This is a genomic window from Corallococcus exercitus, from assembly GCF_003611585.1.
GTDB lineage: Bacteria > Myxococcota > Myxococcia > Myxococcales > Myxococcaceae > Corallococcus > Corallococcus exercitus.
This window is the reverse complement of the sequence record NZ_RAVW01000325.1, coordinates 1-11,411: the sequence shown is the minus strand read 5'-3', so window position 1 is coordinate 11,411 and position 11,411 is coordinate 1. Positions and strand designations below refer to the sequence as shown.

Here is an 11,411-nt window from a genome sequence, read left to right as displayed (position 1 = left end):
CCGTCCCCCTGGCTGCCCGCCAGCCGGCCCCCAGAGGGGCGTCTCCGGGGTGAAACCCCCGGCCCGGACGGGCATCCTTGAGAAAGGGCGGGGCCGTAGCTATAAGCCCCGACCCACCTACAACGCTGGACCTCCCTCCCATCCTGGGCGGGGGCAAGGCGCACTGGAGAGAAGCCATGAAGCCCGAAATGCACCCGGTCTATCCGCCCGCCCGCATCACCTGCGCTTGCGGCAACGTCGTCGAGACCAAGTCCACCCGCGGCTCGTTCAGCGTGGAAGTCTGCTCGAACTGCCACCCGTTCTTCACCGGCAAGTACAAGCTGCTGGACACGGCCGGCCGCATCGACCGCTTCAAGAAGAAGTACGCGAACAACGCGCCGGCCGCCAAGAAGGGCGCGAAGGCCGCCGAGCCCGAGAAGGCGTAGTCCTTCCGTTCGACAGCATCCGCTGTACCCCACGAGCAGGGTCGTGGAGGGCCTCGAAAGACAGAGGCGCTCCCCGCCCTGCTCGCGGTGTTTCAACTCCCCGCGCTCGTCAAATTTTCGCGCGCGCTTTGGCTGCTACAGCCAATTACAGGCCAGAAATTCGACGTAGCAGCCAACTGACCGCACAGTCCGCCGCGTCCCAGAGACGTCTGTCCCAAAGACGGAGGCGTGATGTTCGCGGAAGCTGCTGCCCCTGCCCTGAAGATTGTCCGACGCTCCCAGAACGACAGCGTCTTCGCGAAGCGCGGGGAGGCCTACACGCTGCTGCAGGGCGACAGCCTGGAGCTGATGGCCCAGCTGCCCGAGCAGTCCTTCGACCTCATCTTCGCGGACCCGCCGTACTTCCTCTCCAACGGCGGCACCACCTGCAAGAACGGCAAGCGCGTCTCCGTGGCCAAGGGCCAGTGGGACGTCTCCCGCGGGGTGGAGGAGGACCACGCCTTCACCACGAAGTGGCTCGCGGCCTGCCAGCGCCTGCTGCGCCCCACCGGCACGCTGTGGGTGAGCGGCACCCAGCACGTCATCTTCAACGCCGGCTTCGCCATGCAGAAGCTGGGCTACAAGCTGCTCAACACCGTCACCTGGTACAAGCCCAACGCGAGCCCCAACCTGGCGTGCCGCTACTTCACGCACTCCACGGAGCTGCTCATCTGGGCCTCGCCGTCGTCCGGCGGCAAGCTGAAGCACGTCTTCAACTACCAGCGCATGAAGGCGGAGAACGGCGGCAAGCAGATGCGCGACGTGTGGAACCTGCCGCGCAACGGTGACGAGGAGCTCACCGCCGACGGCGCCGGCCGCATGTGGACCCAGACGGCCCCTCGCGGCGAGGAGAAGGCCTTCGGCAGCCACCCCACCCAGAAGCCGGTGGCCCTGCTGGAGCGCATCCTGGAGGCGAGCTGCCCGGAGAACTCGCTCATCCTGGACCCCTTCAACGGCAGCGGCACCACCGGCGTGGCCGCCCTGAAGCACGGCCACCGCTACGTGGGCATCGACATGAACCCGGAGTACCTGGCCCTGTCCAAGAAGCGCCTGGACGCGACCCTCAAGTAGTCCGTCTCACGCGCGGGCGAGGATGAGCTCCACGCCCTGCCGCGCGATGGGGTGGTACCTCGCCCCGTGCTTCTCGAACGCCGCGCGCGCCACCTTGCGGTGGTCGCGCGACGAGGCGAGCACGCTGTAGAGCGGCTTCAAGTACTTCATCCGGCCCACCTCGCCGAGGAACTCCTCGGCCCGGCCGAGCGGCGCATCGAAGCCCGCGCGCAGCGCCGCCACCAGCCACGCCACCAGCACCTCCGAGTTGCGGCTGGCCGTGAGCGCGTACTTCGCGTCCAGCTCCCGGAAGACGTCCTTCGCCGTGTCCACCGGCATGGATTCCAGGAAGAGCTGCCACTCGGTGGGCGTCCAGTCCTTCGTGTCCGCCTGCGAAGGCACCTTGCCGCGCAGCTTCTCCAGCGCCTCCAGCCGCGCGGAAGCAGGGCGGGGCGCGCTCTCCGGCACGCCGGGCCGGTTCAGGTACGCGTCCGCGTCCACCTTCGCCAGCGCGCCGGGCAGCTCCTCTTCCGTGAAGCGGACGAACTCCTCCGTGGTGAGCGCCTGGAAGCGGTACTTCGCCAGGTAGCGGCGCAGGAAGCCGTCGAAGGTGGGGCGGCCCACCGCGTCCTCCAGCGCGCGCAGGAGCAGGTAGCCCTTCTCGTAGGGAATCTGGGAGAAGGCCTCGTCGGGGTCCACGCCGGACAGGTGCGTGCGCAGCGCGGTGAGCTGCGGGTGCGCGCGGAAGTGGTGCAGCGCCTCGTCCAGCGAGCGGCGCCCCAGGGCCGCGTGCAGCGCCGCGACCTCCGGCCCCGCCAGCGCCTCCAGGATGCGGCGCTCCGCGAAGACGGTGAAGCCCTCGTTGAGCCAGAAGTGCTCCGCGGACGCGTTCGTCACCAGGTTGCCCGTCCACGAGTGCGCCAGCTCATGCGCCACCACGTTCACCAGGCTCTTGTCCCCCGCGATGAGCGTGGGCGTGAGGAACGTCAGGCGCGGGTTCTCCATGCCGCCGTACGGGAACGACGGCGGCATCAGGAGCAGGTCGAAGCGCTCCCAGTCGTACGGCCCGAAGAGCGACTCCGCGGCCTTGAGCATGTCGTCCACGCCCGCGAACTCATCCGCCGCGTCCTCCAGCGCCTCCGGCTCCGCCCACACCCGCGAGCGCGGCCCCAGCTCCTTCGACGTGAGGCTGCCCACCGCGAACGCCAGCAGGTACGGGGGCACCGGCTGCGGCATCTCGTAGTGCTCCTCCGCCTCCACGCCGTGCTCCTCGCGCCCCACGAAGGACGCGGCCATCACGGACTTCAGCTGCTTGGGGACGCGCAGGGACGCGCGGTAGCGGATGCGGATGCGCGGCGTGTCCTGCAGCGGCACCACGCTGCGCGCGTGGATGGCCTGGCACTGGCTGAACAGGAACGGCTGCTGCCCGCCCGCCGTCTGCGGCGGGGACAGCCACTGCAGGGCGCTGGCCTCCGGTGAGGTCCGGTAGCGCACCGTGAGCTGCTTCACCCCCGTCGGCAGTTCAATCCGCAGCCGGCTTCCCAGGATGGGCTCGGGAGGGGAGAGGATGTAGGGCAAGGGGCGACCCTGGGCATCCACGACGCCCCGGATGTCCAGGTCGCGGGTGTCCAGGTCGAGGGGCCCCGCTGACGCCTCCTTGAGCGTCAGTGTGGCCTCCGCGTGCAGGCGGCGCGTCCGGAAATCGACGCGAGCCTTCCAGTCCAGCGTTTCCGTCTCAGGCTGCGTGCTGTCGTTGTACGAGTGCGGGTCGAGGCGAGCCATGGGCCCCAGCTTGTAGTCGGGGAGCCGACCTCCTGGCGAGCACACCCGACGGCAATGCCGGTTGACTTCCGGGTCAATCGCCTACATTTGTGCAGTCCCCTACTTCCTTTCAAGGGAGCCAATTTCCGATGACGACCCGGATCCGAAAAGTGGCGGTGCTTGGCGCTGGCGTGATGGGCAGTGGCATCGCCGCGCATCTGGCCAACTCCGGCGTGCGCGCCCTGTTGCTGGACATCGTTCCGCCCAAGGCTGCTCCGGGCGAGGACACTGCTTCCAAGGCGTTCCGCAACAAGTTCGCTCAAGGCGCGCTGGCGAACCTGCGCAAGGCGAAGCCCAGCCCCATCGTGTCCGAGCAGGTGCTGGCCGCCATCGAAGTGGGCAACCTCGAGGACGACCTCGCGCGGCTGGGCGAGTGCGATTGGATCATCGAGGTGGTGAAGGAGGACCTGGCCGTCAAGCAGGCCCTGTTCGCCAAGGTGGAGAAGCACGCCCGCAAGGACGCCATCATCTCCTCCAACACCTCCGGCCTCTCCATCGTGGGAATGACCGAAGGCCGCGGCGCGGAGTTCAAGAAGAACTTCCTCGTCACGCACTTCTTCAACCCCGTGCGCTACATGAAGTTGCTGGAGTTGGTCGCCGGCCAGGAGACGAACCCGGAGGTCGTGAAGACCATCCACAAGTTCGGTGAAGAGGTGCTCGGCAAGGGCATCGTCTACGGCAAGGACACCACCAACTTCATCGCGAACCGCATCGGCGTGTACGGGATGATGCGGACCATCTCCGAGATGCAGAAGACGGAAATGTCCATCGAAGAGGTGGACAAGATCTTTGGCCCGGCCATGGGTCGTCCCAAGTCCGCCGTCTTCCGCACCGCGGACATCGTGGGCCTGGACACGTTCACCCACGTGGCGAAGAACTGCTACGACACGCTGACCCACGACGAGGAGCGCAGCGTCTTCGCCGCCCCCGACTTCCTCCAGAAGATGGTGGAGAAGGGGATGCTGGGCGACAAGACGGGCGGCGGCTTCTACAAGAAGGACCGCGCCGCCGGCGGCAAGGACATCCTCGCGCTGGACCTGAAGACGCTGGAGTACCGGCCGCAGGCGAAGGTGCGCTTCGACTCGCTGGGCGCCGCGAAGGACATCGAGAACGTCAAGGAGCGCGTGGCGTCCGTGATGAACGCGGACGACAAGGCCGGCAAGTTCGCCGAGCGCGTCACCCTGGACGTGCTGGCGTACTCCAGCCGCCGCATCCCGGAGATCGCCGACGACCTGGTCAACGTGGACCGCGGCGTGCGCTGGGGCTTCGGCTGGGACCTGGGGCCCTTCGAGGTCTGGGACGCCTACGGTGTCCAGAAGGGCGTGGAGCGCATGAAGGCGCTGGGCCTCAAGCCCGCCGCCTGGGTGGAGGAGATGCTGGCCAAGGGCCGCACGTCCTTCTACGGCGTGCAGGACGGCCGCGACACCTACTGGGACATCCCGTCCAAGTCCGTGAAGCCGGTGCAGGAGAACGCGCGCACCTTCCGCGTGGAGTACCTCAAGCGCGGCAACAAGAAGATCACCGGCAACGACAGCGCGTCGCTGTGGGACATGGGCGACGGCGCCACGCTCTTGGAGTTCCACTCCAAGATGAACTCCATCGACGATGACATCATCGCGATGATGAACACGGCGCTGGATGAGACGGAGAAGAACTTCAAGGGCCTCGTCATCGGCAACGACGGGTCCAACTTCTCCGCGGGCGCGAACATCATGGCCATGCTGATGGCGGCCAAGAGCGAGGACTTCGACTCCATCCGCAAGATGGCGTCCGCGTTCCAGCAGGCCAACCAGCGCATGCGCTACAGCCCCGTGCCCGTCGTGACGGCGCCCTTCAACCTCACGCTGGGCGGCGGCGCGGAGGTCACCATGGGTGGCAACGCGGTGCAGGCCAGCGCGGAGCTGTACATGGGCCTCGTGGAAGTGGGCGTGGGCCTCATCCCGGGCGGCGGCGGCACCATGATGCTGCTGCGCAACGTGTTCGGCGCCTACGCGGCGGACAAGGACTTCGACGCGCTGCCCTTCCTCAAGAAGGTGTTCCTCGCCATCGGCACCGCGAAGGTGGCGACGAGCGCGGAGGAGGCCCGCGAGTTCGGCTTCCTGTCGCAGCAGGACGGCATCACGGGCAACCGCGACTTCCTGCTGTCGGACGCGAAGGCGCGCGTGCTGGGCTTGGCGAACGGCGGCTTCCGCCCGCCGCGTCCCACGCGCTTCCGGCTGCCGGGCCCCAACGGCGCGGCCACCATCGACATGATGCTGTACGACATGCAGCTCAACAATCAGATCAGCGCCCACGACCGGAAGATCGCCCAGAAGCTGGCGCGCGTGCTCTCCGGCGGTGACACCAGCCCGTCCGTGCTGGTGACCGAGGACAAGCTGCTGGAGCTGGAGATGGAAGCGTTCCTGAGCCTCATCGGCGAGGAGAAGACCCAGGACCGCATGATGTTCATGCTCGAGAAGGGCAAGCCGCTGCGCAACTAGCGCGGGGCGTTTACTCAATGGGTTTCCAGACACGAATTCCGAAGCACGCTCGGACGCTGTCCGGGCAGGGAGACACCTGACATGTCCGGTCGAGTCGTGATTGCCAGCGCGGTGCGCACCCCCTTCACCCGCGCCCACAAGGGAGAGTTCAAGGACACGCGTCCGGATACGCTCGCGGCCCTTGCCATCAAGGAGGCCGTCGCCCAGGTCCCCGGCCTGAAGCCGACGGACGTGGAGGACGTCATCCTGGGTTGTGCCATGCCGGAGGCGGAGCAGGGCATGAACGTGGCCCGCAACGCGAGCCTGCTCGCCGGCCTGCCGGACACCGTTCCGGGCATGACCATCAACCGCTTCTGTTCCTCGGGCGTGCAGTCCGTGGCGCAGGCGGCGCAGGGCATCAAGTCCGGCATGCTCCAGGTGGCCATCGCCGGTGGCACCGAGTCCATGACCATGGTGCCCATGGGTGGCAACAAGGTCTCCGCCAACCCGGAGATCATGGAGAAGATCCCGGAGGTCTACACCTCCATGGGCGCCACCGCGGAGAACATCGCCACGCGCTACAGCGTCACGCGTGAGGACGCGGACAAGTTCGCGGCGGAGAGCCAGCGCCGCGCGGCCACCGCCCGCGAGCAGGGGAAGTTCAAGGAGGAGATCTTCCCCGTCACCACGACGATGTTCGACGAGGACGGCACGAAGAAGGAAGTCACCGTCTCCGTGGACACCATCCTGCGTCCGGAGACGACGGTGGAGGGCCTGGCCAAGCTGCGCCCGGCCTTCAACGCCAAGGGCGTGGTGACGGCGGGCAACGCGTCGCCGCTGACGGACGGCGCGGCGGCCGCGGTGGTGATGAGCGAGGAGAAGGCGAAGGAGCTCAACGTCAAGCCGCTGGGCTACTTCGTGGACTACGTGGTCGCCGGCGTGCCGCCGGAGGTCATGGGCATTGGCCCCGTGCCGGCCATCCGCAAGCTGCTGGAGCGCAACAAGCTGAAGATTGAAGACATCAGCGTGTTCGAGCTCAACGAGGCCTTCGCCGCGCAGGCGCTGCACTGCATCCGCGAGCTGGGCATCCCGCTGGACAAGGTGAACCCGAACGGCGGCGCCATCGCCCTGGGCCACCCGCTGGGCGTGTCCGGCGCGCGCATGGTGGCCACCATCCTGCGCGAGCTGAAGCGCCGCGACGGCCGCTACGGCGTGGTGAGCATGTGCATCGGCGGCGGCATGGGTGCCGCGGCGCTGGTGGAGCTGGCGAAGTAGTCCGCTTCCCGTTCGCGCCCCCTGTCACTCGAAGGGGGCGCGAAGGGGATAGGTCAGGAGGCCGGGGCGTCCGGGTCGTTCACCGGGACGCCCGCCAGGCGCAGCACCCGCAGCGCGTTGGTGGTGTCCACCACCCCCTGCCGGAGCCGGTAGTCGAACACCATCTTCCCGTCCTCCAGGTGGTCGCGGAAGTGGACGTTCACCACGTGCGAGCCCGGCTCGTCCGCCAGCACCGCCAATGACAAATCATGCGTCGTCACCGCGCCACACGCGCCGGAGGCGAGCAGCAGCCGCAGCACCTCGCGCGAGGCAATCTGGCGCTCGCGGGTGTTGGTGCCCAGCAGGATTTCGTCCAGCAGGAACAGGGCCTGGCCCTTCGCGGCCGCCGCGGCGTCCAGCACCATCTTCAGCCGCTGCACCTCCGCGTAGAAGTACGACACGCCGCGCTCCAGCGAGTCCTTCACGCGCATGCTGGTGAGCACCTGCACCGGGGACAGCCGGAACGCCGCCGCGCACACCGGCGCGCCCGCCAGTGCCAGCACCACGTTGGCACCCACCGCGCGCATCAGCGTCGTCTTGCCGCTCATGTTGGAGCCGGTGATGAGGAGCGCGTGGCGCGGGCCGGGCAGGGACACGTCGTTGGGCACGGGCGCGTCCAGGAGCGGGTGCCCCAGCGCCGTGGCCTCCACGCGCGGACCCTGGGCCTCCAGCTGGGGCCAGGCGAAGGCAGGCCGGTCGTGGGCGAGCCCTCCCAGGCAGCAGAGGGCCTCCAGCTCCGCGAGCCCCTCGAACCACTGGCGCACGTCGCGGCCGTGGGCAGCCCTCCAGCCCTCCAGCGCGAAGAGGGCGTGGATGTCCCAGAGCGTGAGCCAGTGCACCAGGGCGTGGAACTGGTGCCGCTTGAACTCGATGAGCGAGTACAGCCGGCTGAAGCGCCGGAACAGCGCGGACACTGGAGGGCCCCCTTCCGCCCGCAGGCCGGACTGGAGCTGCTTCAGGCGCGGGTGCTCGAAGGTCTGTCCTTCCACGCGCTCGAAGAGGGATGCGTAGCGCACGAAGCCGCGCTCGCCCTGTTCCACGGCGTCATCCATCTGTTTCAGCGTGCGGCGCGTGGCCACCGCGATGCCCAGCTGCGCGAACAGGCCCAGCCACACGAGGCTGTCTGGAATCACGCCCACCGTGCCCAGGATGAAGAGGGCGAGCGTCACCGGGGGCAGCAGCACGGCCAGGGGGCGTGACCAGCGGATGGCGTCCAGTGACGGGCCTGCCTCCGCCCACTGGATGAAGAGGGCGGGGTCCGCCTTGTCCTTCGCCACCACGCGGGCGTCCACACAGAGCTCCTGGCGGAAGTCCACGCGCGGGGCCAGCTCGCGCGCGGCGCCCTGCCGGGTCACCACCGTCTCCGCGGTCGCGGGGGCGGACAGCCACGCCGCCAATCGCTCCTCGCCCGCGCGCGTCGCCGTCTCGTTGATGAGCTGGAAGAGGCTGCCCTGGCCAAAGACATCCAGGTCCGTCGCGTACAGGTGGGTGGGGGAGAGGAACCGCTCACCCGTGTCCGTGAAGGAATGCCAGCCGCCCTCCAGCCGCGCCAGGCCGCGCTCGTTGAGCAGCACGAAGAGGCGCGCGCGCTGCTCCTTGAGGAACACCTGGTGATGCAGCACCGCCAGCAGGCCGTAGACGGCGAGCGCGCTCGCCGCCGCCCACCACCAGGGCTTCGGCAGCCGGCCCATCAGCGTCAGCGCCGCGATGACGAGCGCCGCCACGAAGGCCACGGTGCGCAGGTTGGCGTACCTCGCGCTGACGCGGTCCAACGCCGTCAGGTCCGCCTGGGCGGTGGCGCGGCGGTCGGTGTACGTGCGATGGGGGCTCGGGGACTCAGAAGGGGCGGGCACGATGGCCGCGCATGCTGTGCGGCCCCCCGCCCGAGGGCAAGCGCGCAACGCGCTCCGTCACGCTTCGCTGACACCCGCCGTTGACTTCGCGTGGGCCCCCGGGATTTGAATGGCGCGTGTGAGGGGCGGTCGGGCCGGCCGTGCCTCGCGGAGGGGGTTCAACCCCATGTCGTTCCCCAAGGTCGTGCTGGGCGGAGGGCTCCTCGTGGGCCTGCTCGCCGCGCCTCCCGCCGAAGCCCGCTTCGGCAAGCACTCGGATTCCAACGAAACGTCGAAGCCCGTCCACAAGGCGTCCGCCATTGGCGCCGATGACGACGATGCGAAGGAGGAGGACGAGAACCAGAACCGCTCTTCCAAGACGACGACGGTGTCCTCCACGGATGACTGCTGCAGCTCCAGCGCTTCCGACGATGCCGCCGCCATCATCCTGGGCGCCGTCTTCGAGCTGCTGTTTCGTGGAATGGGGGAGGCCATCGCCGCCACGGGCACCCACCATGGCCACGACATCGACGCGCCGGACGCGACACCCGAGCGCAACTCGCTGCGGCACGCCGTGCCGTTCTCCTTCCGCGCGGGCGTGCTGGCGTCACCCCTCGAGGGGGGCATGGGCCTGGACTTCGACCTGGGCTGGGACGTGCACCAGTTCGGCGTGGACCTGCGACTGTCCCGGCTGGTGGGCACGTGGGAGTCCTCGACATACCGCGACGAGCGCACCCTGGGAGAGATGCACGTGACGTTCTCCCCCATCGTCCGGGAGGACCTGCGCCTGCGCGTGGAGGCGGGCGTCTCCCTCCTGGACCTCCCCGGGAGCGTCTACGTGGGCCCCAGCGCGGGCATGTCCGTGGAGGCGTGCGTCCTGGGCCCCCTGGACGCGGAGGCGCGCCTGCAATTGACGCCCGGGCCCTACCAGCAGGTGGACGCGCGCGCGGGGCTGGCGCTGCACCTGGGCAGCCTCATGCTGCGGGGTGGGGCGCGCTACCTCGCCCTGGACTCCGAAGTGGCCCCGCTGGGGCTGGCCCTCGGCTTCACCCCCGAGTTCGGCATGGGCTTCACGTTCTGAACGCCTGAAGCACCGTGCGCTGAAAACACCACGGGCCCGGCCGCGGATGCTTTCGCGGTCAGGCCCGTTGGACGTCAGGGTCCCCTCGCGGGGACGTGCGGCCTACTTCTCCTTGGAGGCCAGCTTGCGCAGGGCCTTCTGGTCACGCACGCAGAGGATGCGGCCGACGTTGCCGAGCACGCCCTCGCGCTTCATCTCGTTGATGAGCGTGGACACGAAGGAGCGCGAGGCGCCCACCAGGTCCGCCAGATCCTGCTGGGTGATGCCGCGCAGGTCCGTCTCACCGCCGTGCGGGCAGCGCTCGCCGTGCGCCTCCACCAGCGTCAGGAGGGTGTCCGCCAGACGGGCCGGCACTTCCTTGAAGGTCAGGCCCAGCACGCGCTTGCGCAGCGAGCGCACGCGGTCCGCGTAGGCGCGCACCACGTCCACCGCCAGGGCCGGACGGGCCTCCAACTGGGCGCGGAAGTCACGGCCCTCGATGCTCCACACCTCGGCCTCGCCCGCCGCCACGGCCATCTCCTCGATGGGCGTGCCCTCGGGGCGGAACAGCTCGCCGAACAGGTCGCCCGGGCGGAGGATGGACACCACCGAGCGGGTGCTGTTCTTGCCAATGCGCATCAGGCGCACACGGCCGGACTTCAGCAGGTACACGCGGTCCGACGTGTCGCCGGGGCGGTAGATGGTGGAGTTGTGCGGGAAGGACTCGACCTTGAAGTAGCCCTTGAAGTCGATGGCTTCCTGGCCGGGGACCAGCTTGTTCGCGGTCACCATCATGCCGGACGACGTCGCCTGCAGGGGCGCCACGACGTTGGAACCGATGGGGCCGAGGGGGCGGTTGAAGCCGTGCATGGGAGTCTCCTGGAAAGACGGAAGAGGATGGGGAAGGTTGGTCGCTGCTGCTGCTGCGGACGGACCTTGCCCTTTCCAAGAGGCGTGCCACGGGCACTTGAAGTATTCCCAGGGGAACAGTTCGAGGAATGCCGGGTACTTAGCGCTACAGCCCGGCCTGGCCCCCCCAAGTGTGTCCAAAACCTGAAACAGAACGTTCAAACAGTCTGATCAGTTTGAACGAAACGTTAAAGGGGCACACCGGTTTGTCCGGGCTGGGACAGTGTCAGGAAGCATCCTTCACCGGATAAGGGTGCACCTGTGGACCATGACCCTGTGCAAGACCGAACTTTTGAAGCTTTCGTTCAAGGGTCGGACGGCTGATGCCCAGGATCTGACAGGTGCGTCCCTTGTGGCCCTTCGTGACGGCCATGGCCCGGGCAATGAGCTGCCGCTCGGCCTCTTCCAGGGTGGGGATGAGGCTCACGTCGTCCACGGCGGGGGCCGCGAACATGGCGCCCGCGGCGCCGGGGGCGCGGTGGGGGTCCAGGGCTGTATCTTA

The 11,411-nt window shown here is 68.5% G+C and carries 8 protein-coding genes and 1 pseudogene; 5 read left to right on the top strand and 4 right to left on the bottom strand.

What is annotated here, in order from left to right:
- Positions 1-176 precede the first annotated feature (176 nt).
- Both rpmE and D7W79_RS30585 read left to right on the top strand, forming a co-directional pair.
- Positions 177-425 carry a 50S ribosomal protein L31 gene (rpmE, locus tag D7W79_RS30590; protein ID WP_120528909.1) on the top strand — a complete coding sequence of 83 codons (249 nt, stop codon included), beginning with the start codon at positions 177-179 and terminating at the stop codon, positions 423-425.
- A 231-nt stretch (positions 426-656) separates the two neighbouring features.
- Positions 657-1,535 carry a DNA-methyltransferase gene (locus tag D7W79_RS30585; RefSeq protein WP_120528908.1) on the top strand — a complete coding sequence of 293 codons (879 nt, stop codon included), beginning with the start codon at positions 657-659 and terminating at the stop codon, positions 1,533-1,535.
- 6 nt (positions 1,536-1,541) lie between these two features.
- On the opposite strand, the gene D7W79_RS30580 is transcribed toward D7W79_RS30585, so the two are convergent.
- Positions 1,542-3,296 carry a M1 family metallopeptidase gene (locus tag D7W79_RS30580; RefSeq protein WP_120528907.1) on the bottom strand — a complete coding sequence of 585 codons (1,755 nt, stop codon included), beginning with the start codon at positions 3,294-3,296 and terminating at the stop codon, positions 1,542-1,544.
- 128 nt (positions 3,297-3,424) lie between these two features.
- Between D7W79_RS30580 and D7W79_RS30575 the strand changes: the two genes are divergently transcribed.
- Together D7W79_RS30575 and D7W79_RS30570 are read left to right on the top strand one after the other, a co-directional pair.
- On the top strand, positions 3,425-5,815 hold the full coding sequence (locus tag D7W79_RS30575) for a 3-hydroxyacyl-CoA dehydrogenase/enoyl-CoA hydratase family protein (RefSeq protein WP_120528906.1): 2,391 nt from the start codon (positions 3,425-3,427) through the stop codon (positions 5,813-5,815).
- Positions 5,816-5,896: 81 nt separating this feature from the next.
- Positions 5,897-7,069, top strand: a complete 1,173-nt coding sequence (locus D7W79_RS30570) for a thiolase family protein (protein ID WP_120528905.1) — start codon at positions 5,897-5,899, stop codon at positions 7,067-7,069.
- A gap of 53 nt (positions 7,070-7,122) precedes the next feature.
- Here the strand turns inward: D7W79_RS30570 and D7W79_RS30565 are convergent, their stop codons facing one another.
- The gene (locus tag D7W79_RS30565) at positions 7,123-8,961 is read right to left on the bottom strand and encodes a MutS-related protein (RefSeq protein WP_120528904.1); all 1,839 of its coding nucleotides are present in this window, start codon (positions 8,959-8,961) and stop codon (positions 7,123-7,125) included.
- 166 nt (positions 8,962-9,127) lie between these two features.
- Here D7W79_RS30565 and D7W79_RS30560 point away from each other — a divergent pair, with 166 nt between their 5' ends.
- Positions 9,128-10,021 carry a hypothetical protein gene (locus tag D7W79_RS30560; protein ID WP_120528903.1) on the top strand — a complete coding sequence of 298 codons (894 nt, stop codon included), beginning with the start codon at positions 9,128-9,130 and terminating at the stop codon, positions 10,019-10,021.
- A 102-nt stretch (positions 10,022-10,123) separates the two neighbouring features.
- Here D7W79_RS30560 and mrpC read toward each other — a convergent pair whose 3' ends face one another.
- Together mrpC and D7W79_RS30550 are read right to left on the bottom strand one after the other, a co-directional pair.
- A complete protein-coding gene (mrpC, locus tag D7W79_RS30555) occupies positions 10,124-10,870 on the bottom strand; it encodes a Crp/Fnr family transcriptional regulator MrpC (RefSeq protein WP_014395195.1) in 747 nt (248 codons plus the stop codon).
- A gap of 265 nt (positions 10,871-11,135) precedes the next feature.
- Positions 11,136-11,384, bottom strand: a pseudogene (locus D7W79_RS30550) (helix-turn-helix domain-containing protein); the annotation flags it as partial.
- Positions 11,385-11,411: the final 27 nt, after the last annotated feature.